The 21,702-nt window shown below is 66.7% G+C and carries 19 protein-coding genes and 1 pseudogene; 5 read left to right on the top strand and 15 right to left on the bottom strand.

All coding sequences use genetic code 11. From position 1 onward, the window contains the following. Positions 1–165 precede the first annotated feature (165 nt). A complete protein-coding gene (locus tag AC5LXK_RS22155; RefSeq protein ID WP_493393621.1) occupies positions 166–1,650 on the bottom strand; it encodes an amidase in 1,485 nt (494 codons plus the stop codon). Between the two features lie 366 nt (positions 1,651–2,016). Between AC5LXK_RS22155 and AC5LXK_RS22150 the strand changes: the two genes are divergently transcribed. Next, entirely contained in the window at positions 2,017–2,451 is a 435-nt protein-coding gene (locus tag AC5LXK_RS22150) for a universal stress protein (protein ID WP_493393620.1), read from the top strand. A 584-nt stretch (positions 2,452–3,035) separates the two neighbouring features. Further along, positions 3,036–3,284, top strand: a complete 249-nt coding sequence (locus tag AC5LXK_RS22145; RefSeq protein WP_059584900.1) for a hypothetical protein — start codon at positions 3,036–3,038, stop codon at positions 3,282–3,284. Between the two features lie 48 nt (positions 3,285–3,332). On the opposite strand, the gene AC5LXK_RS22140 is transcribed toward AC5LXK_RS22145, so the two are convergent. Next, positions 3,333–4,919 carry a lysozyme inhibitor LprI family protein gene (locus AC5LXK_RS22140; RefSeq protein WP_493393619.1) on the bottom strand — a complete coding sequence of 529 codons (1,587 nt, stop codon included), beginning with the start codon at positions 4,917–4,919 and terminating at the stop codon, positions 3,333–3,335. 23 nt (positions 4,920–4,942) lie between these two features. On the opposite strand from AC5LXK_RS22140, the gene AC5LXK_RS22135 reads away from it, so the two are divergent. Then, the gene (locus AC5LXK_RS22135; protein ID WP_493393618.1) at positions 4,943–5,416 is read left to right on the top strand and encodes a nuclear transport factor 2 family protein; all 474 of its coding nucleotides are present in this window, start codon (positions 4,943–4,945) and stop codon (positions 5,414–5,416) included. Positions 5,417–5,431: 15 nt separating this feature from the next. On the opposite strand, the gene AC5LXK_RS22130 is transcribed toward AC5LXK_RS22135, so the two are convergent. Next, entirely contained in the window at positions 5,432–6,169 is a 738-nt protein-coding gene (locus AC5LXK_RS22130; protein ID WP_493393617.1) for a BPL-N domain-containing protein, read from the bottom strand. A 435-nt stretch (positions 6,170–6,604) separates the two neighbouring features. Between AC5LXK_RS22130 and acnB the strand changes: the two genes are divergently transcribed. Further along, on the top strand, positions 6,605–9,190 hold the full coding sequence (gene acnB, locus AC5LXK_RS22125) for a bifunctional aconitate hydratase 2/2-methylisocitrate dehydratase (RefSeq protein ID WP_493386669.1): 2,586 nt from the start codon (positions 6,605–6,607) through the stop codon (positions 9,188–9,190). A 100-nt stretch (positions 9,191–9,290) separates the two neighbouring features. Here the strand turns inward: acnB and AC5LXK_RS22120 are convergent, their stop codons facing one another. The 7 genes and pseudogenes from AC5LXK_RS22120 to AC5LXK_RS22090 form a co-directional block, all read right to left on the bottom strand. Then, entirely contained in the window at positions 9,291–9,800 is a 510-nt protein-coding gene (locus tag AC5LXK_RS22120) for a DUF4274 domain-containing protein (protein WP_493393616.1), read from the bottom strand. Between the two features lie 76 nt (positions 9,801–9,876). Then, positions 9,877–10,290, bottom strand: a complete 414-nt coding sequence (locus AC5LXK_RS22115; RefSeq protein WP_493393615.1) for a PPC domain-containing DNA-binding protein — start codon at positions 10,288–10,290, stop codon at positions 9,877–9,879. 97 nt (positions 10,291–10,387) lie between these two features. Continuing rightward, positions 10,388–11,410, bottom strand: coding sequence for a 2Fe-2S iron-sulfur cluster-binding protein (locus tag AC5LXK_RS22110; protein ID WP_493393614.1), 1,023 nt, complete (start codon positions 11,408–11,410; stop codon positions 10,388–10,390). Positions 11,411–11,423: 13 nt separating this feature from the next. Continuing rightward, positions 11,424–13,091, bottom strand: a complete 1,668-nt coding sequence (gene hcp, locus AC5LXK_RS22105; RefSeq protein ID WP_493393613.1) for a hydroxylamine reductase — start codon at positions 13,089–13,091, stop codon at positions 11,424–11,426. A gap of 192 nt (positions 13,092–13,283) precedes the next feature. Continuing rightward, complete coding sequence (locus tag AC5LXK_RS22100) at positions 13,284–13,517, bottom strand: DUF3079 domain-containing protein (protein ID WP_493393612.1); 234 nt, start codon at positions 13,515–13,517, stop codon at positions 13,284–13,286. A gap of 144 nt (positions 13,518–13,661) precedes the next feature. Next, a pseudogene (locus AC5LXK_RS22095) lies at positions 13,662–14,182 on the bottom strand (transposase). 89 nt (positions 14,183–14,271) lie between these two features. Next, positions 14,272–15,087, bottom strand: coding sequence for a hypothetical protein (locus AC5LXK_RS22090; protein WP_493393611.1), 816 nt, complete (start codon positions 15,085–15,087; stop codon positions 14,272–14,274). A gap of 55 nt (positions 15,088–15,142) precedes the next feature. Between AC5LXK_RS22090 and AC5LXK_RS22085 the strand changes: the two genes are divergently transcribed. After that, positions 15,143–15,751 carry a RidA family protein gene (locus AC5LXK_RS22085; protein WP_493393610.1) on the top strand — a complete coding sequence of 203 codons (609 nt, stop codon included), beginning with the start codon at positions 15,143–15,145 and terminating at the stop codon, positions 15,749–15,751. A gap of 18 nt (positions 15,752–15,769) precedes the next feature. Here the strand turns inward: AC5LXK_RS22085 and AC5LXK_RS22080 are convergent, their stop codons facing one another. The 5 genes from AC5LXK_RS22080 to AC5LXK_RS22060 form a co-directional block, all read right to left on the bottom strand. Next, on the bottom strand, positions 15,770–16,318 hold the full coding sequence (locus tag AC5LXK_RS22080; RefSeq protein WP_493393609.1) for a GNAT family N-acetyltransferase: 549 nt from the start codon (positions 16,316–16,318) through the stop codon (positions 15,770–15,772). 171 nt (positions 16,319–16,489) lie between these two features. Continuing rightward, complete coding sequence (locus AC5LXK_RS22075) at positions 16,490–17,890, bottom strand: MFS transporter (RefSeq protein WP_493393608.1); 1,401 nt, start codon at positions 17,888–17,890, stop codon at positions 16,490–16,492. A gap of 37 nt (positions 17,891–17,927) precedes the next feature. Next, positions 17,928–19,172 (bottom strand): NAD(P)/FAD-dependent oxidoreductase, encoded by a 1,245-nt coding sequence (locus AC5LXK_RS22070; RefSeq protein ID WP_493393607.1) that lies wholly within the window; start codon positions 19,170–19,172, stop codon positions 17,928–17,930. Next, positions 19,169–20,131, bottom strand: coding sequence for a VOC family protein (locus AC5LXK_RS22065; RefSeq protein WP_493393606.1), 963 nt, complete (start codon positions 20,129–20,131; stop codon positions 19,169–19,171). The genes AC5LXK_RS22070 and AC5LXK_RS22065 overlap by 4 nt, the downstream gene beginning before the upstream one ends. A gap of 18 nt (positions 20,132–20,149) precedes the next feature. After that, a complete protein-coding gene (locus tag AC5LXK_RS22060) occupies positions 20,150–21,640 on the bottom strand; it encodes an aldehyde dehydrogenase (protein ID WP_493393605.1) in 1,491 nt (496 codons plus the stop codon). Positions 21,641–21,702 lie beyond the last annotated feature (62 nt).

Here is a 21,702-nt window from a genome sequence, read left to right as displayed (position 1 = left end):
CGCGATGTCGCGCAGGCCGTGCGATTCGTTCTCCGGTTGCGGGAATGAAGACCGGTTCCGGCAAGCGCCCGCGATGCAGCGAAACACATCGCTTCAAAACGAAACGGGCGGCTCGCCGCCGCCCGTTTCATCACCCTGCTACCGGCCTGTCGACCGATCGCGACATTACGCTGCCATCCACGCCGGCAGTCGCTGGTTGACCCAGTCGGCCGCCTGCTCGTAGCCGTGCGCGAGCTGCAGCACGGCGAGATCGGCGCGCGGGCGCCCGATCAGCTGCATCCCCATCGGCAGCCCTGCCTCGTTGAAGCCGACCGGCACGTTGATCACCGGGCAGCCGGCCAGCGTCCACGGCACGACCGTTTCCATCCAGCGGTGATAGGTGTCCATCGGGCGGCCCGCGATCTCCTTCGGCCAGCGCTGGTCGACATCGAACGGAAACACCTGCGCGGTCGGCGCCGCGATGAAGTCATAGCGGTCAAAGAAGCGCAGCACGGCCTGATGCCACGCGGTGCGCTCGACGCTCGCGTCGAACACGGCCGCGCCCTGCATCGCGAGCAGCCCTTCGACCTCGTAGATCGCCTCGGGCTTCAGCAGCGCGCGGCGCGCCGGGTCGCGATAGTGCGCGAGCAGCCCGCCGCCCGACAGCAGGTGCCGGTGCGCGAGCCACAGGCGCCAGATCCGGTCGGGGGCGAACGCCGGCAGCGTGGCATCGACGTCGCAGCCGATCTCGCGCAGCGTCGCCAGCCCCGCCTCGCACTGTGCGAGCACGCCGGCCTCGGTCGCGAGATAGCCGTTCCAGTCGCCGACCCACGCGATGCGCTTGCCGCGCAGGTTCGCGTCGAGCGGCTGCGCGAACACGGCCGGATCTTCCGCGAGCGACAGCGGATCGTTCGCGTCGTAGCCGGCCTGGATCGAGAGCAATTGCGCGACGTCGCCGACGGTACGGCCCATCGGCCCTTCGATGCCGAGCTGCTGCATGAACACGTCGACGCCCGGCCAGCGCGGCACGCGGCCCTGCGACGGGCGGAAGCCGTAGATGTTGCAGAACGCGGCCGGATTGCGCAGCGAACCGCCGAAATCGCTGCCGTCCGCCACCGGCAGCATCCGCGACGCAAGCGCCGCCGCCGTGCCGCCGCTGCTGCCGCCCGCGCTCTTCGTCAGGTCGTACGGGTTGCGCGTCGCGCCGTAGACTTCGTTGAACGTGTGCGAACCGAGCCCGAACTCGGGCGTATTGGTCTTGCCGATGAAGATCGCGCCGGCCGCGCGCATCCGCGAGACGCCGACGGAATCGGCCTGCGGCACGTTTTCGCGGAAGATCGGCGAACCGTAGGTCGTGCGCAACCCCTTCGTCATCGCCAGGTCCTTCGGCGCCTGCGGCATCCCGTGCATCCAGCCGCGGTACTCGCCGCGCGCCAGCTCGGCATCCTTTTCCGCAGCCTCGGCGAGCAGCGCATCGCGGTCGCGCAGCGAGACGATCGCGTTGACCGCGCCGTTCACGCGCTCGACATGGTCGAGATACGCGCGCATCGTCTCGACGCACGACACCGCCTTGCTGCGGATCGCCGTGGCAAGCTCGCCGGCCGACAGGCGCACGATCGGATCGACGGAAATGGAAGCGGGAGCGAGAAGCTGCGGGGCGCCGTGCGGCATGCGGGGTCTCCTATCGGAATGGAATGGCGGGCCGCGTGGTGGTGGCGGCCGCTCCCGGCCAGCCAGGAGGGCCGCGCCGCAGCCGATGCTCTACTCTACGCGACGCCGGATCGGCGACCTCCGATATTTTCCGGTGCGATTCATTGCGGAACCGACTGAATCGGCGCGACGCGTGCCGGGCCGCCCCCCGCTGCCCCGGTCGATGAAATCGTTTATGCGCATAAACTTAAATTTCTTATATTTCTAATAGGCGCGTCACGCAGCGGCGCCCGTTAACGACATTTTTATGCGGTCGCCCGATCTCTTTAGATGGCCCGATCCGGCCGCACGCTACGCTGCAAGCATCTCGTTCCCTGGACATCGTTCATGCTCAAGCTGCTGGTTCCGGTCGGCCACTCGCCCCGCTCGCTTCAGGCGGTCCGCCACGCGACGTTCCTGTATCGCGAGCGTTGCGCATCGGAGATCGTGCTGATCAACGTGCAGGCACCGCTCGAATCGACGCGGCTGGAGGCCTATTACCCGCTGTCGCGGCTGCGCTCGATCGAGGAGAAGTTCGCGTCCGACGATCTGGCCGTGGCGCAGCGGATCCTGCAGGAGGCCGGCGTCAAATACACGGTCGTGATGAAGGTCGGCCCGGTGGCCGACACGATCGCGGCTGCGGCAGCCGAGACCGGATGCGACGAGATCGTGGTGGTCGCGCCGCGGCACGATCCGCTGCATGCGCTGATGTCGGTATTTCGCCGCAGCGTGATGGGCCGGCTGGTGCGGATCTCGAATGTGCCGGTGACGGCCGTGCAATGACGGACACCCGGCACGGCAGTGTAACCGAAGTCGGCCGCGCGACGGGCCCGCAGGCTGGCGCCGGCGGCCGGCGAACGCGCGACGACGTACGGGCGCGCGTCGGGTATCGTGCGCGCACCCGCCGTCATGCGGCGCTCAGTCGATGACCTTGCGCCAGAACACGAAATAGGCGGCAGCCGACGACGCCACCAGCAGGATGGCCCACATCGGGGCGAGACTGATCAGGACGGAAGAGACGTTCAACATTTGGATTCCTCACTATTTCGACAGCGATATTCGACACGTGCCTGCTTGCCGGAACCGATGCATTCATCCGCCATCGCGCTCCGTCAAATCATGCATTCATGCTATCGCTTTGAACGGGCGCGCAACCGTCGCCGCCAGACCGGACCCTGACATTCGTCAAACTCGCGCGAATCGCGCGCCGGACGGGATCCGTCACCGTCCGTTTTCACGCAAAATCCCGGAAAACAGGACCGGATTACCCCGCCCGTTCACCGTTTTCAACAGACGTTTACCGGGGGAAGCCCCAAGTGCTTCGTCAATCGTGTCCGCGTTACGCTTGGATCACGAGGAGACGAACCATGAGACGAGCCGTACATATCGCTGTTTTTGCGCTGCTGGCCTATCTCATCGGCGATCGCGCGATCCTGCATGCGCAGGGCCGCGATGCCAGCCCGCTCGCGTGCGAGCAAGGCGCCGCGCAGGTCAAGGCCGATGCGCTCGGCCGAGGCTTCGGCGAAGCCGCCGCCGGCAGCCAGAGCGAGGCCTTCATGTCGGGTTGCCTGGTCACGGGACGCAGCAGCCAGGACGTCGCGATGGCCGCCCGCTGACGCCCGTCCGGCGGTACGCCGACGGCGCCGGGATCACCGGCGTACGCGTCAGTCCGCGCTGTTCGCGGTCACTTTCCCGATCGACGTTCCGACGGACGTCACGGTCCGGACGCCGGTGACGCTGAACGTCTGTTCGCGATCCGTGAGTGCGCCGGGCTGCCGCATCGACAGTTGCGCCATCAGCCCGTCCTTGCCGTACTGGCCGAACCAGTCGATCAGGCGGCCGATGTAGCACGTGCCGCCGACCTGCACCGGCATGTCACCGACAATCTCGTACGAATAGTGGCCGGGGCCGTAATTCGAATACGCGTCGCGGGCATCGCCCTGCACCGAAGGCGGAATCGGGCACAGCGGCCGGTCGGCGCCCGCCTCGCGCGCGCTCGTGTCGCTCACGTCGTGAAGCGCCCGTTCCAGCGCCGCATGCAACGGGCCGTCGAGCACGGCCGCACCGCCCTTGCGGTCGTCGGGCTGCTCGATCGGCACCGACAGCCGGTAACGATAGTGCACCGTCAGGATCGGCACGTCGCCCACGACCGTAAACGGGCGCAGCAGGTAAAACGTGTCTTCTCCATAGCGGCTGTCGCGATACAGCGCGTAGACGCGCCCGCGCAACCGGATCCACTCGGCGGCCTGGTTCGCGCCGCGGCCGTTCATCGTGTACAGAGCGCGGTCGATCGCCTCGTTCGAGCCGTCGGGAATCTCGAACCGCCCGCCCTTGCGGCGCCAGACGTCGACCGACGACCACAAGCCGGTTCCGTTCTGCGACGTGCGGATGGCGAGATCGCGCTGCCCGTCGCCGTCGAGGTCGATGAGCGTGTACGACACGCTCATCGCGGTGTCGTCGGTCTCGATATGCGACGCCTGCAACGCTTTCCACTCGTCGGCCGTCACGCCGTCGGGGCGCGCCGTCGGGAACACCGGCCCCTGCCCGTCGCCGGATTCGCTCGAGAAATGCGTGACCGCTTTCCGGATGCGCAGCCGCTCGATCACCCGCTCGACCGGCGAGCCTGCATCCGTTTGGCGCGCCTGATCGACGAGCGTACGCAGGTCGGCGAGCGCCGCGCGGTCTTCGGCGTCGGGCCGATAGGCAAGCACCTTGGCCAGTTGCGATTGCAGGTCGCCGATCCGCGACAGATAGCGCGCTTCGATGCAGCCAGGATCGGCCCCGCATTGATCGCGCGTTTTCAGCCAGCCGAGCTGGGCGGTACGCAGCGCAGCGCGTTGATCCTGCGGCAGCGCGTCCGTCAGTTTCCGGTAGAACGCCGACAGCCTGCCGTCGTCCAGATGCAGGTCGTTCGACGCGCAGACGGCCTTTTCCGTCGGGCTGCCTGCCTGCGCACAGTCGAGCCCGGCCGCGAAACCCGGGAATGCATGAGCAAGCAGCACGAGCAGCAACGTGCGTCGCAACGGGGCTTCAACGCGGAATTTCATGAAAGGGGTCTCGACGGTCATGGCGCGCTCGCGGATCGAGGCCCTGCCGGCCTCCAGCGCGGGATTGTCCATCAATTGCCCGGCGGGCGGAACAGCCGGAAGCAACCCGTGCACGCAACCGCGCCGGCCGGCGACACGGCGCAGGCGATTTCCGCTACAGTGGCTTGCCCGGCGCCCGGCCGCCGCGTCGCGACTCCGCTTCATCGACAACGACATCCAATCAAAAGATGAGTCATCCGAACACCGAGCTGATCCAGCGTTTTTACACGGCCTTCCAGCAGCGCGACATCGACGCGATGCTCGCGTGCTATGCCGACGACATCGTCTTCAGCGATCCCGCGTTCGGCGAACTGCGCGGCGAGCAAGCGGGCGACATGTGGCGGATGCTGGTCGCGCGGGCGCAGGAATTTTCACTGACGTTCGGCGAAGTCGCCGCGGACGAACAGGCAGGACGCGCGGAGTGGATCGCGCACTACCGGTTCACCGCAACGGGCCACATGGTGGTGAACCGGATCGACGCACGGTTCCGGTTTCGCGACGGGCGCATCGTCGAGCATCGCGACAGTTTCGACCTGTGGCGCTGGGCGCGCCAGGCGCTCGGGCTGAAAGGCCTGCTGCTCGGCTGGACGCCGCTCATGCAGCGCGCGATCCGTGCGCAGGCCCGGAAAAATCTCGACGCGTACCGGGCCAAACGGAAATAAGCCGCGGCCGCGCCGCTATGGCTTCATCGTCGCGTCGATCAGGTCGTAGGCCATGTCCGGCAGAACACCGTCCGGATTCTTGAGGCGGTTCTCGCGATACCAGCTTTCGTCGGCTTCGGGATGCGGGCCGGCGAGCCCGACGCGCCCTTTGCCGTAGCGATACGTCGCGGCCGCGATGTCGCGGTTCGGATAGGTCGCCAGCACGACGCCGCCGGAGCCGGCCCGCACGGCCGGGAGCACCGCGCCGTCCTGATAGTAGATCCAGCGCTTTTTCCCGCGCCATACGACCGGCGTCACCGTGTCGGCGATGCCGTGAAGCGTCGAGCCCGGCCGATCGACCTCGGAGTCGATGTCGCCGTCGACCAGCCGGAAGCCCTGCTCGCCCGCCAGGTAGGCGCCCATGCAGAGCCCGAGGTAGCGCCCGCCGTTCGCCACGTACTGCCGCACGGCGGCGATCGACCGTCGCCCGATGCTGGCGGCCGCGCCGGGGACGTCCTGCCCGCCGCCGGGCTGCACGTACAACGCGGCGCCGGCCAGCGCCGCGGGCGTGATCTTGAGCCGTTCCGCCGGCCCGACGTAGATCACCCGGAACCGGTAGTCCGACTCCTGCAGGCGCCTGGCGATGGTCTCGGGGCAACCGTCGCACGCCGCAGGGCCGCGATAGACCAGCGCAACGGGTCGGCTGGCCGCGCCACGCGCGTCATCGCCGGTCGTCGCCGCATGAACGAGCGACGACGCGGCGAGCGCCATCATCAGCACAATCGAATCTCTGGATCGCATGTTCCTGATCGCCGGAGTAAGAGGAATCGCTACCGCCCGGGACGCATCGACGGGCACGCACCCGTTTTCGCTCCGCGCTTTTGAAATCTGGCGGAAAGCCATACGACAGGAAGCGTAGACGTGCGAGTGCGCCGCGTGTGTACCGTTTCCTGCGTGCTTGTGCAGATATGTGCGGCACCCGCAAACGGATCCGGCCCCCGCCAGACGCCCCACGGGCCACGCCGGACAAGGCCGGCTCCGCGCCGCCGCCACGATTCCCGGTCTCTCGTGCATCAACTCTTATATAAGACATAAGACATTTGACGTTCCACACCATTGAGATTAGAATCCCGCTCAAAGCAGTGCCTGGAATAGCCCCGGAGTGCCGGCAAGGCCTTCCCCTCAAACGCAATATCAGCAGGTCTCCCCATGCTTGAAAACTTTCGTGCTCACGTGGCCGCCCGCGCCGCGCTCGGTATTCCTCCCCTGCCGCTGACGGCTCAGCAGACCGCCGAACTGGTCGAATTGCTGACGAACCCGCCGGCCGGCGAAGAGCAGACGCTCGTCGACCTGATTACCCACCGCGTGCCTGCCGGCGTCGACGAAGCCGCCCGCGTGAAGGCCGGCTTCCTGGCCGCCGTGGCCAAGGGTGAGACCGCCTGCTCGCTGATCTCGCGCGCACGCGCCACCGAACTGCTCGGCACGATGCTGGGCGGCTACAACATCCAGCCGCTGATCGAGCTGCTGTCCGACGACGCGGTCGCGGCCGTCGCGGCCGACGCACTGAAGAAAACCCTGCTGATGTTCGACCAGTTCCATGACGTGAAGGAACTCGCCGACAAGGGCAACGCGCACGCGAAGGCGGTGCTGCAGAGCTGGGCCGATGCCGAATGGTTCACGAGCCGTCCGGAAGTGCCGCAAAGCCTGACCATCACCGTGTTCAAGGTGACAGGCGAAACCAACACCGACGACCTGTCGCCGGCGCCGGACGCCACCACCCGCCCGGACATCCCGATGCACGCGCTCGCGATGCTGAAGAACGCACGCCCGGGCATCACGCCGGAAGAAGACGGCAAGCGCGGCCCGGTCAAGTTCATCGAATCGCTGAAGGAAAAGGGTCACCTGGTCGCCTACGTGGGCGACGTGGTCGGCACCGGCTCCTCGCGCAAGTCGGCCACCAACTCGGTGCTGTGGTTCACCGGCGAAGACATCCCGTTCGTCCCGAACAAGCGTTTCGGCGGCGTGTGCCTCGGCAGCAAGATCGCCCCGATCTTCTACAACACGATGGAAGATGCCGGCGCACTGCCGATCGAACTCGACGTGTCGCAGATGGAAATGGGCGACGTGGTCGAACTGCGCCCGTACGAAGGCAAGGCGCTGAAGGACGGCAACGTGATCGCCGAATTCCAGGTCAAGTCCGACGTGCTGTTCGACGAAGTGCGCGCCGGCGGCCGCATTCCGCTGATCATCGGCCGCGGCCTGACCGCGAAGGCGCGTGAAGCGCTCGGCCTCGCGCCGTCGACGCTGTTCCGCCTGCCGCATCAGCCGGCCGACAGCGGCAAGGGTTTCTCGCTCGCGCAGAAGATGGTCGGCCGCGCGTGCGGTCTGCCGGAAGGCCAGGGCGTGCGCCCGGGCACGTACTGCGAACCGAAGATGACCTCGGTCGGCTCGCAGGACACCACGGGCCCGATGACCCGCGACGAACTGAAGGATCTCGCATGCCTCGGCTTTTCGGCCGACCTCGTGATGCAGTCGTTCTGCCACACCGCCGCGTATCCGAAGCCGGTCGACGTGAAGACGCACCAGACGCTGCCGAACTTCATCAGCACGCGCGGCGGCATCGCGCTGCGCCCGGGCGACGGCGTGATCCACTCGTGGCTGAACCGCATGCTGCTGCCCGACACCGTCGGCACCGGCGGCGATTCGCACACGCGCTTCCCGATCGGCATCAGCTTCCCGGCAGGTTCGGGCCTGGTCGCGTTCGCGGCCGCCACCGGCACGATGCCGCTGGACATGCCGGAATCGGTGCTGGTCCGCTTCAAGGGCAAGATGCAGCCGGGCGTCACGCTGCGTGACCTCGTCAACGCGATTCCGCTGTACGCGATCAAGCAAGGCATGCTGACGGTTGCCAAGCAGGGCAAGAAGAACATCTTCTCGGGCCGCATTCTCGAAATCGAAGGCCTGCCCGACCTGAAGGTCGAGCAAGCGTTCGAGCTGTCGGATGCGTCCGCCGAGCGTTCGGCCGCCGGTTGCTCGGTGCACCTGAACAAGGAACCGATCATCGAATACCTGAACAGCAACATCACGCTGCTCAAGTGGATGATCGCGCAGGGCTACCAGGATCCGCGCAGCCTGCAGCGCCGTATCGCGGCGATGGAACAGTGGCTGGCCGACCCGCAACTGCTGTCGCCGGATGCCGACGCCGACTACGCGGCCGTCATCGAGATCGACCTCGCCGACATCCACGAGCCGATCGTCGCCTGCCCGAACGACCCGGACGACGTGAAGACGCTGTCCGACGTGGCCGGCGCCAAGATCGACGAAGTGTTCATCGGTTCGTGCATGACCAACATCGGTCACTTCCGTGCCGCGTCGAAGCTGCTGGAAGGCAAGCGCGACATCCCGGTCAAGCTGTGGGTCGCGCCGCCGACCAAGATGGACCAGAAGCAGCTGACGGAAGAAGGCCACTACGGCGTGTTCGGCACGGCCGGTGCGCGTACCGAAATGCCGGGCTGCTCGCTGTGCATGGGTAACCAGGCTCAGGTGCGCGAAGGCGCGACGGTCATGTCGACGTCGACCCGCAACTTCCCGAACCGTCTCGGCAAGAACACGAACGTGTATCTCGGCTCGGCGGAACTGGCGGCCATCTGCTCGCGTCTGGGCAAGATCCCGACCAAGGAAGAGTACATGGCCGACATGGGCGTGCTCAGCGCGAACGGCGACCAGATCTACAAGTACATGAACTTCGACCAGATCGAAGACTTCAAGGAAGTGGCCGACACCGTGCAGATGTAAGCACGCAGTCGGACTGCGGCGGGTGGTCGACGTCGCAGCACCGCGCAATGGCGCCGCAGGCCGAATGGCCGCGGCGCCATTTTTTTATCTTGCGCCGTGCTCAGTCGTACAGCGCGAAGATCTGCTCGGCCACGTCGAAAGGCAAGCCCTCGTCGTACCCTTCCTCGTCGAGATCGACATAGTCGCGGCCGTCGGTCGGCTGCAGCATCAGCGCCGGCACCGGCCGCGCGACCGGCACGTCCGGATAATCGTTCGGGCCCGCGCCGTCGAAGTCATGCGGATCGAACCAGATCCCGTGACCGGTGTAATAGCTGTCCGCGTAACGTTGCTCGACTTCGCGCAGCAACCGGAACGTATCCAGTTGATACGACGCGTCGCCCAGATCGCTCTCGTTCGCATACTGCACGAACCACGCGGCGCCGAGATTCCAGTAGATCAGCAACGCGGTCGCGCGATCGATGCCGCGGTTGTCGACCAGCCAGCGCAACGCGCGCCCGTTGCCGTCGTAATTGGAGCGCGCGGCGAACCGGTGCCACTGCCCGGGCGTTGCGCCCTCGAGCCAGGCCCGGACGATGTCCCACACTTTCTGTTCGATTTCGGATTCATCCATGGACGACGTCCTTGCGGAATGAGAGTTGACGGGAAGATCTTCGACGACCGGCGATTCTATCGCCGCTTCGCGACACTCACGCGGCATCGCCGCCCGGCTCGCGCCGGATCACCAGCTCGTTGAAGCCGGTGCCGGCGTCGGGTTCGCGCGAGAAACGATGCGCGGGCAGCAGCGCGAGCAGGATCTCGGCGGTCGTACGCACCACGCAGCCGCTCGCCACGTGGCCGCCCGTGACGCGGCCGTCCGCGTCCGAGACGGACATGTGCAGGTGCGCGCCGTCCGGCGACACCGAGCCGGCCAGCGTCAGGATTTCGAGGTCGCCGCGCAGCCCGGTCGGCTGGTCGACGCCGGCGAAGCGCAACTGCGCGACGCTCAGGCTGCCGATGCCCTGGATCACGAAGGCCGCGTGCGCATCATGCTGACGCACGGCCGCCTCGATGGCGCCGCGCAGATCGTCGCCGGGGGAAAGACGCAGGGGATGAGCTTGCATGATCGAGAACCCGCTGGTGAACGTGGTGTCGACAAAGCGTACGTTCTACCCGTGAATCCGGCAAGTCACCCCTCCTCCGGAAAGCCGTACGCCCACTTCACACGGCAAACCGCTCGCTCGCGAACTGCGCATCCGGCACACCGGCCGCCACGGCCACTTCCCGCACACCCTGCACGAGCGGCGGCGGCCCGCACACGTAAATATCCGGCGGCGCCCCGGCCTGCGCGAGCGCCGTGCGCAGCGCGTCGACCGGCGTACCGCGATACCCGGCCCATTCCGCATCCGGCCGCCATACGCACAGATCGACGCACAATTGCGGCAGCTCGGACTGCAACCGTGCGAGCTCGTCGAGCATGAACAGTTCGTTTTCCTGATTGACGCCAAAGAACAACCGGGCGTCGACCCTCTCCTGATACTCGGCCATGCGGCGCAGCATCGACAGGATCGGTGCAAGCCCCGTGCCGCCCGCGACGAACCAGCGTGGCCGCAGGCTGTCCGCGAACAGCCCAAAGCCACCCATCGGCACGCGCACGGTCAGTGGATCGCCCAGCCGTGCGCGCTCGCGCAGGTAGGTCGAAAACCAGCCGTCCGGCCGCAGCCGGATCAGGAATTCGACGCGGCCGTCCCAGTTGCTCGTGTTCGCGAGCGAATACGGGCGGCGCAAGCCGCTGCCCGGCACCTCCAGCTCCGCGAACTGGCCGGGCTCGAACTCCACGGCCGATCCCGAGGCATCGTCGGGCTCGACCTGCAACTCGACGCGCATCGTGTCGGCCGCGATCGTCTCGAGCGCCGCAATCCGCGCGGTACGCACGGGCACCGGGTGCAGCAGCACCTTGGCCCGGTCGTACGGCGCGGCAATACGCAGATCGCCGCGCGGCGTGGTCCGGCACAGCAGCACCGAGCCACGCTGCCCGGCCGGCAGCACGCCGGTGCTGTCGGGCGGCATCTCGTACGCGCCGTCGACGACGGTCGCCTGACAGGCGCCGCAACTGCCGCGCCGGCATTGCGACGGCAACGTGATGTCGGCCTCGGACGCCGCCGACAGCAGATCCTGTCCGGCGTCGCACCCGAAGCCGAACCGCTCGCCGTCGCGTGTCGTGATCTCGATCCGGTAAGTCATCGACCGATCCCGCTCACGCAGCGTGGCGCGCCAGCGCCGCGGCCAGGTCGGCCCCGGCGTCGCCGATCGGCTGGATGCCGAACTGTTCGACCAGCACCGCGAGCACGCCCGGCGTGACGAACGCAGGCAGCGTCGGCCCGAGACGGATGTTGCGCAGGCCGAGTGCCAGCAGCGTCAGCAGCACGGCCGCAGCCTTCTGCTCGAACCACGAGATCACGAGCGACAGCGGCAGGTCGTTCACGCCGCACTCGAACGCGTCGGCGAGCGCCGTGGCGATCCGGATCGCCGAATAGCTGTCGTTGCACTGCCCGACGTCGAGCAGGCGCGGAATGCCGCCGATCTCGCCGAACGCATGCCGGTTGAACCGGTACTTGTTGCAGCCGAGCGTCATCACGACCGTATCGTCGGGCGCCTGCTCCGCGAACTCGGTGTAGTAGTTGCGGCCCGGCGCCGCGCCGTCGCAGCCGCCGATCAGGAAGAAATGACGGATCTGCCCGGCCTTGACCGCGTCGATGACCTGGTCGGCAACGCCGAGCACCGCATGCCGGCCGAACCCGACCGTGATCGTCTCCTCCGGCGCCGTGGCCGGGAAACCGGGCAGCGCCTGCGCAGCACGGATCAGCGTCGAGAAATCGTGATGCTCGAGATGACGCACGCCCGGCCAGCCGACCGGCCCCGTCGTGAAGATCCGCTGCCGGTATTGCGGCATCGGCTCGATGATGCAGTTGGACGTCATCAGGATCGGGCCGGGGAAATGCGCGAAGTCGCTCTGCTGGTCCTGCCACGCGCCGCCGTAGTTGCCGACGAGATGCGGAAAGGCCTTCAGCGCCGGATAAGCGTGGGCCGGCAGCATTTCGCCGTGCGTGTACACGTGGATGCCCGTGCCGGCCGTCTGTTCGAGCAGCGCATGCAGATCGCCGAGATCGTGGCCCGATACGAGGATCGCCTTGCCCGCGACCGGCGACACCCGCACGGCCGTCGGTTGCTGCGCGCCGAAGCGGCCGGTGTTCGCGCCGTCGAGCAGTTCCATCACCGTCAGGTTCAGCCGGCCGAGTTCGAGCGCCTGCGCGAGCAGCGCGTTCACGTCGTCAGGTTCGCCGGCAAGGAACGCGAGCGCCGCTTCGACACCTTCGTAGATGTCGTCGCGCTCGTAGCCGAGCACCCGTGCGTGATGTGCATACGCGCACACACCCTTCAACCCGTACAGCACCAGCGCGCGCAGCCCGACGATGTCCGCGCCGACGTTGTCGAGCCCCTTGTCCACGCCGACGGCGGCTGCCTGTTCCAGCAGGCCGGTCAGGTCGGCCGCCGGCTGCCACGTCGCAGGCCCCTGCGGCGCAGGCACGATCGCTCCCGCCGCTCGCGCGTGCGCCTCGCATGCGGCCTTCACGCGATCGCGCGTCTGCGCCGCTTCGCGCAGCAGCGAGACGAAGCGCGCCGCGTGGAAATTCACGTTGGTCAGCGTCGTGAACATCGCGTACAGCACGAACCGGTCCGCGTCGCGGTCGGGCTGGCCCGCCCTGCGCGCGACCGCGCCGTATTGCGCGATGCCCTTCACCGCATGGACCAGCAGGTCCTGCAGGTCCGCCGTCGTTGCATCCTTGCCGCAGTTGCCTTTCGCCGATGCGCAGCCGGGCCGCGCGCCGGTCCGGTCGGTCTGTTCGCATTGATAGCAAAACACGGTGCTCTCCTTTCTCGATCATGGGGGCGCGGGTCGGCGCGACGGCGGCGGAACGCAGGCTCCTGGCCGCCGGGCGTCTCGCCCGCTTCAAGATGCGTATTTCATGCATCTTTTTCATGATGTTTCGGCGCGCTTTTCGTGACCGTGATGCAGATCAAGAAACGGGCCGCACGAGGGTGAGGCAACTTGTCGCTACGACTGCCCGCCGGCTTCGGTCGGGTGTCCGTGCTTGCTGTCGTTGTCGGCATCCGCGCATTCGATGCCCCAGTCGCCGTAGCGGTACCAGTCGTCGCCGAGCAGTTCGCCCGGGTGCTGCGTTCGGCTGGAGCCGTTTCCGCACCGCATCGCGTGCGTCGGGCAGTAGTTGTCGCATCCCCAGCAGATCCGCTCCGGATGCACGGGATGCAGCGGAAATTTCTTGGCCATGATGTGTCGTCTTCCCGGTGTCGTTTCATCCGCTACCGTTCGACTCTAGTTCACCGGCACCTCCCGGCCGTGCGGCATTCTTTCGCACCGGGCGCGGCGTATCGGCCAGGCATGCGCAGGCGATTGGTCCAGGGCGTGTTCACACTAGCGAAGGGCGTCGACAATCAGGGCAAAGTTGATAAAGGCAATGAACATCAAATCGAGTTTGTCGAAGCGCGAGAAGATGCGGCGGAAGCCCTTCAATCGGCGGAACAGTCGCTCAACTTTGTTGCAACGCTTGTACATTTCCCGGTCGTACTCTCAAGGCTCGACGCGCATACTCAACGGAGGAACGACCGGGATGAAACCGAGATCGAGCTGTCCAGCGATACCGCTTCAATCCGGACGCGAACAATCTGCACGCGCTGCAACTCCGTGAACACTCGGTCCAGTACGCCGTTGCGAGACCAACGGTTCATGCGCGTGTAGATCGTGTGCCAGCGACCGAAACGTGGCGACAGGCCGCGCCATTTACATCCGTGCTCGGCAACATGGAGGATCGCGTTGAGCACTTGCAGGTTCGACAGGCTCACATTGCCCCGTTGTCGCGGCAGACAATGTTCGATCTGTTTCGTTGACCAATTCCACGAGACCGATCGGCTCGCGGCCGGCGAGCCTGTCGGCAGCACGCAATCGTGCAGAGAATCTGCGTCGAAGCACTGAACATGCATGCCCGCCGGAAGCTGGCCAAAATCATCGCCTTGCCCCGAAACCCCTACTTCGACAACCGCAGCTTCTTCGACAATACGACCCCGCTCGACGGACTCACCAGCGCGATGTTATCCAGATCCATGTGCAACGTAGAGACCTTGGTCGTCATGTCCGTCGGCTCGTCGATGCTCGGCTCGACATGCTCGGTTTGTTCGGTCAGGTAAGGCCGAACCAGCCGCCCCGAAAAAACGAGTGCGAAGTCGCCATTCGCTTGCGCATACACGGCGTGCGAAATCCGCATGCTGCTCCGCACCGTGGTCTTTTTGCCTTTACCCGACTCGAGTTCGATGATGTCGATGTGCTGGATGTACCCTTTCGCCTTCGCTTCGGGCGCAATCACGAGCCCTCGCCCTCGCGGCCCCGTCGTGACCTTTCTGAGCAGGATGCTCGTCCGGTCGTCGCGCGTTGCGTCGAACAGGTCGACGTCCAGCGTCAACAGCCGCCGCTTCGATTGATACCTCAGCCCGTACCGCACCGGCACCACGAACGTGACGTCACGATCCAGACCGACGGCCGCCAGGTCGGGATTCGGGCCATGACGGTCAGTCGCGTCGGAGACCAGGCCGCGAACCCGGTCGCTCAGGGACGCAGGCGGGAGGGTGCCGACGTGCAGCTTCGTCAGCGCATCCCGAATGGCAACCGGGTCGTCGCCGACAATCGGTCGGGCGGGCGAAGCGTCCTGATCGACAGCGGACGCGACGGGCGTCGTGCCGTCGATAGCGTCCGCCGCTGCAAGCGCCGCGACGGGTGCCAGCATCATCGTCAGGGCAACGACGCACGCGAAATTCGAACGGCCCAACTTGGATTTCCGGTGAAACACGACAAACTCCTGATTTTCTGGCGGATCGGTCGACCGATGAAATCGGCAGGATCCAATGATCGGCTACGTGCCAACCGTTCGAGTTCACCGATTGCCTACGCGACACATCGTAGGTTCATTGTCAGCTCGGCGGCAGGCTTGCGCGCCACACTATCGATTTGCCCAGACTACAACAATCCACGACAAGCGAGCAGTGGCGCAATGTGCGACCGACAATGACCTTCGGTTGCCCGTCACGAAGCCGCAACCGCAACGTCACGCCAGCCGATCCGCCCGCCTGTATTCCGCCGGCCCCACGATTCCCGGCATTTCGCAGGCGATACTTGTCGAAGGCGGTCAGCCGCTGTATCTGTCCGGGCATGTCCCGTTCGATGCCGAAGGCGCCGTCGTCGGCGCCGATCATGCGACGCAGTTCGATCAGGTGTTCAGGAACATCGCCGATACGCTTCAGGCTGCGGGCGTCGGCTTCGAGTCCGTCGCGCGGTTGACGATCTACGTCCGCGATTTCGATTCGAGCCTGTTGCCGCAGATTCGCGAGGTACGCGACCGCTGGGTCAATACCGCGTGCCCGCCCGCGAGCGCGCTCGTGGGCGGGGCTTCGTTGTTCCGCACGGATGTGCTGGTTGAAGTGGACGCATTCGCGATCGTTCCCGCCGCGAAGTAATCGGGCTTCGGCGCAGCGTCAGCGGCGATCGCTTGCCAGCAGCCCGTACAGCGCGCTGTCCGACACTTCGTCGCCGACGATCCAGCGTTCGCGCAGCAGCCCTTCCCTGGCGAAGCCCAGCCGCTCGAGCAGCCCTGCCGACGCGACGTTGCGCGGATCGATGTCGGCTTCGAGCCGGTTCAGCCGCAACGGGCCGAACGCATGATCGATCACGGCCGCCGCCGCTTCGCGCATGTATCCGCCGCGCCAGAACTGGCGCCGCAAGCTGAAGCCGATCTCCGCGCGCCGGCATTGCTCGTTCGCGTGAAACAGCACGCATTCGCCGAGCGCTTCGCCGGTTTCCCGCAGTTCGAGCACGCAGATCAGATCCTGCCCGCTCGCCGACGTCGTCAGGTTGCGCGCGACGCGCTCCACGGCCTGTTCGATCTGCGTCATCGGCGAGAACGAGAAGTAGCGCATCGCTTCCTCATCCGACCAGATTTCGAAGAAAGCCTGCGCATCGGCTTCGCGAAGCGGCCGCAGGACGAGACGAGGCGTATGCAGCGTGACGGGTTCGAACAGGGGCATGGCAATGGTCTGACGAAAATCGGGACCGTGAATTAGAACACGCAAGCCGGACGTCAACAATTGCGAACGTTCGCTGCGGCCGCACGAAACGACCGGATCGCCCAAAACAAAAAGGCCCGGGAACCTCACCCGGGCCTCTCCGTTCACTTCATCCGCCGCTGCGGCATGCGCTTACGCCTCCAGCGCCTCCAGCACCTTCCCCTTCGTCTCGATCCCGACGAAGTGCACGGTCACCGCCGCGATCAGCGGCACGATGCCGATCAGGTAGAACGCTGGTGCGAGGTTCCCGCCGATGATCGCGTGCGGCACCACCATCGGCGCGACGAACGACGCGATCTTCAGCCACGCGCTGCCGAGCCCGCAGCCCGACGCGCGGATGCTCGTCGGATACTGCTCCGGCGTATAGACGTACGCGGTGATGAACCCCGACGCCATCAACCCGAGCGACAGCGAGCAGAAGAGCGCGACGACGTACACCGACGACGCGTGATAGACACCCGCGAACGCCAGCGACAGCGCGCACAGCACGAACGACCACACGATCACCGGCTTGCGGCCGAGCTTGTCGACGAGCAGCGCGGACGCCAGCGACCCGAACACGCCCATCACCGAGCCGATCACCGCGAGGTTCAGCGCGAGCTGCAGCGGCGCGTGATAGAAGTTCTTGTAGATCGTCGGCAGCCACGTCGACAACCCGTACTGGATGAACCCGCAGGTCGCCCACAACGTCGCCACCGCGAGCGTGCGCTTGCGATACGCGGCGCTGAACAGGTCGCTCATCCTGCGCTTCGGATGCTGGCGCACCATCTCGTCGAACGCAGCCACCTGCGTGACGGGCGGCAGTTCGCCGCGCACCGACGCTTCGAACACGCCGACCGCGCGCCCGGCTTCCGGGAGCCGCCCGCGCGACGCGAGCCAGCGCGGCGATTCCGGCACGAGATGCGTGAGCACGAGCGAAAGGATCAGCGGCAGCCCGCCGACGAAGTACATGATCTCCCAGCCGAACCGCGGCACGAGCCACGCGCCGAGCGCCATCGACACGAGCAGGCCGATCGGGAACACGATCTCGTACAGCAGCACGAACCGGCCGCGGCCATGCGCGCGCGTGATCTCGTTGATGTACGTCGCGGCAACCGGCAGCTCGCCGCCGAGCCCCAGCCCCTGCAGGATCCGCAGCAGCACGAAGATCTCGAAGGTCGGCGCGAAGCCGCACGCGATGCTCGTGATGCCGATCACGGCCGAGCTCCACGCGATCGCCTTCACGCGGCCGTGCTTTTCCGCCAGCGCGGGAAACAGGAATGCGCCGATCAGCTGGCCGATCGCGCCGGACGCGATCAGCATGCCGATCTGCGTCGGCGACAGCCCCCATTTGTGGATCAGCAACGGCAGCGTCGCCGCGATCGTGATCACGTCGAAGCCGTCGAAGAACGTCGCGGTGCCGATCAGCACACGCGCGCGGATCTGCATCGAGTTGGCCGGAAGCCGCTCGAGCCGCGCGATGATCGCGCCGGGCGTGGAGGCGGCAGCTTCCATCGTGGCGCGACCGGCCACGACGTTGTCGAAAGTGCTCATGCGGGGTGTCTCCTGGATCTTTTTGCCGTATTGGCTGTCAGGCAAGCGCTTTGGTCGTGTCTGCCAGGGCTTCCGTATCCACTGCCCGGCCCTGGTTCATCCACTTGCGCGCGAGCTTCAGCTCGCGTGCGTTGTTCACGGCGATGACACCTCTCACATGCCCGTCGCCCACAAAAAACAGCGTCGCGCGGCGCGCGGCGAGATCGCCGCGCACGACGAGCTGCGCATCGGCCGGCAGATCGCCGAGGATCTGCAGGTTCACGTCGTACTGATCGGACCAGAACCACGGAATCTCCGCGTACGGGGCGCGCACGCCGAGCACGGCTTTCGCGGCCGCGATCGCCTGGTTCTGCGCGTTGGCCCACGATTCGAGCCGCACGCGCCGCTTCAGCCAGCCGTTGTGATGGTTCGCGACGTCGCCGCACGCGAAGATCGCCGGATCGCTCGTCGCGCCGTATTCGTCGACAACGATGCCGTCGTCGACCGCCAGCCCCGCGTCGCTTGCGAGCGACGCGTTCAGCGCGAGGCCGATGCCGGCCACCGCGAAATCGGCGTCGATCGTGGTGCCGTCGGCCAGCGTGGCCCGCACCTTCGATGCGTCGTCCGGCTGCGCATCGAGCGACGCGAGCGCCGCGCCGATCCGCACGTCGACACCGTTCGAACGATGCAGGTCGAGCAGGAAATCCGACACGATCTGCGGCACCGAGCGGCCGCACAGGCGCGGCGCACCTTCGACCACGACTGCGTCGACGCCGAGCTTGCGCGCGGTCGCCGCGACTTCGAGGCCGATCCAGCCGCCGCCGATCACGAGTACGCGCCGGCTCGCACGCAACTTCTCGCCGAGCGCGGCCGCTTCGTCGAGCGTGCGCAGGTAATGCAGGTTCGGCGTCTTGACGAGCGCATCGGGCAGGCGGCGCGACGTACCGCCGGTCGCGATCACGAGCCGGTCGTATTCGATCTCGCGTCCGCTCGCGGTCGTCACCACGCGGCGCGCGCGGTCGATCGTGGCCGCGCGTTCCGGCTGCCACGCTTCGACGTTCAGCGCGTCGAATTCGTCGGGCCGCACGACGCGCACGGTTTCGATGTCGGCGTCGCCGGCCAGTACGGCCTTCGACAACGGCGGGCGTTCGTACGGCAGGTGCGGCTCGTCGGCGATCATCACGAGACGGCCCGTGAAGCCTTCCGCGCGCAGCGTCTTCAGCACCCAGCCGGCGGCCTGGCCGCCGCCGATCACGACGACCGTGCCCGGCGCGGGCTGCTCTTGCGTGTTCCCTTCGCTCATGATTTGCGCTCCGTCATGAACTTGCCTTCCGGCGCCTTCGCGTTCTTCTGCCGGCGCGTGTTGCCGTCGAGGCCGCCGTCGACCGCCCACTCGGCGAACACGGTCGGGCCCGGCTCGAATTCGCGCGGCTGCCAGTCGGGCGTCAGCACGTCTTCATCGGCGTAGTACTCGATCAGCGCGCCGGCCGGATTCTGGAAGTACCAGAAGTACGCGGACGACACCGGGTGACGGCCCGGGCCGAGTTGCGTCTCCCAGCCGCAGCGGTCGATGTGCATGCCGCCGCCGAACACCTCGTGGATGTCGCGCACGGTGAACGCGACGTGGTTCAGGCCGCGCTTGCCATTCGGCAGCGCGAGCAGGAACAGGTCGTGGTGGCCGCCGTGCGGCGCGCAGCGCATGAACGCGCCGCGGCCCGGGTAGCGGTCCGACGTCTCGAAGCCGAGCAACTCGTGATAGAACTTTTCCTGCGCGTCGAGGCAGTTCGTGAAGAACACGACATGCCCGACCTCGACCGGCTCCGCACGCGGATAGATCGGGCTCGGCTGGTCGACGCGCACCGTCTGGCCCCACACGTTCGACGGCGAACCGGTGATGTCGAGTTCGCGCTTGCGCGTGACTTCGATCCGGATCGCCATCCCGTTCGGGTCGATGCAGCCGACCGCATCGTCCTGTGCGTAATAGCCGGGCTGGCCGGCGAGCTTCGTGCGCAGCGCATCGACTTCCTGCTGCGTCGCGACGCCCCACGTGACTTCACGCAGCGTCGGGCCTGCTTCGAACGCCGGCGGCAGCGAAGGATCGTCGGCCTTGACGACCATCACGGTGCAGCCGTTCATCGTTTCGAAACGTGCGCGCGTATCGTCGTGCGCGACTTCCTTCAGCCCCCAGTCGGCGAAAAAGCGCCGGCAGGTTGCGAGATCGTCGACACCGTACGTGATCTGTTCGATTCCCAAAATGCTCATTGCGTCATTCCCCTTCGCTCAGTTCGCCCACGGCAGCGGTGCGTCGTTCAAACCCCAGTAGAGGCTCTTCTGCTGCATGTACTCGCGAATGCCGAGACGCCCCTTCTCGCGCCCCATCCCGCTCTCCTTCCAGCCCGAGAACGGCGTGGAGATCGAGAACAGCTTGTACGTGTTGATCCAGACGGTGCCCGTCTCGAGCGCACGCGCGATGCGCCATGCGCGCTTGTAGTCGCGCGTCCAGATGCCGGCGGCCAGGCCGAACACGCTGTCGTTCGCCTGCGCGATCAGCGACGCTTCGTCGTCGAACGGCATCGCGACGAGCACCGGCCCGAAAATCTCTTCCTGGCAGATCCGTGCGCTGTTCGGCAAGCCTTCGAGGATCGTCGGCTGATAGAAGAAGCCGTTCTCGCGCCCGTCGCCCGACGGTCGCTCGCCGCCGCACAGCAGGCGGCCGCCTTCCTCGAGGCCGAGCGCCACGTAGCGCTCGACCGATTCGCGATGCTTCGCGGTGATCAGCGGCCCCATCTGCGTGTCGGGCCGCGTCGGGTCACCCACGCGCAGCTTGCGTGCGCCGGCCACCAGCCGCTTCATGAATTCGTCGTACACCGCGCGCTGCACGAACAGCCGCGAGCCCGCGATGCACGCTTCGCCCGACGAGCTGAAGATGCCGTACAGCACGCCGTTGACCGCGTGATCGAGATCGGCGTCGTCGCAGACGATCGTGGGCGACTTGCCGCCGAGTTCGAGCGACACGGGCATCAGCTTCTCGGCCGCGATGCGGGCGATGCCACGGCCCACTTCGGTGCCGCCGGTGAACGACACCTTCTTCACCAGCGGATGACGGACGAGCACGTCGCCGATCACCGAGCCCTTGCCCGGCAGCACGCTCAGCACGCCCTTCGGCACGCCGGCTTCCTCGCAGATGCGTGCCAGCGCGAGCGACACGAGCGGCGTGACTTCGGCCGGCTTGAGCACGACCGCATTGCCGCCGGCGAGCGCCGGCGCGAGCTTCTGCGCATCGGACGCGATCGGCGAATTCCACGGCGTGATCGCCGCGATCACGCCGATCGGTTCGTACACGCTCATCGTCAGGTAATCGCCGCGCGACGGCGTCAGCTCCTCGTCGAGCGTTTCGAGGCAGGCCGCGAAATAACGGAACGTGTTCGCGGCGCTCGCGACCAGCACGCGCGTCTCGGCGATCGGCTTGCCGTTGTCGCGGCGCTGCAGGTTCGCAAGCGCTTCGTGGCGCTGCATGATCAGGTCGGCGATGCGGTACAGCACCAGCGCACGCTGGTGCGGCTTCAGCCCGGCCCAGTCGGCGCGGCGCCATGCCGCGTCGGCCGCCACGACGGCTTCGGCCGCATCTTCAGCGTTCGCCGTCGACACTTCCATGTTCAGCGACTGGTCGGCCGGATAGATGCTCGCGTAAGGCGCGCCACGGCCGCGCCGCCATTCGCCGCCGATCAGGATGTTGCCGTCGGGTACGAGGCTCGTATCGAAAGGAGTCATGTCACAAGTCCCACAAATCTGTCTCTGTGCGTCCGCCCTCGCCGTGGCGCGGCGGACGCTCG

This window comes from Burkholderia pulmonis (assembly GCF_984667975.1).
Note: the sequence above shows the minus strand (reverse complement) of the source record. Positions and strands in the feature narration are given on the sequence as shown.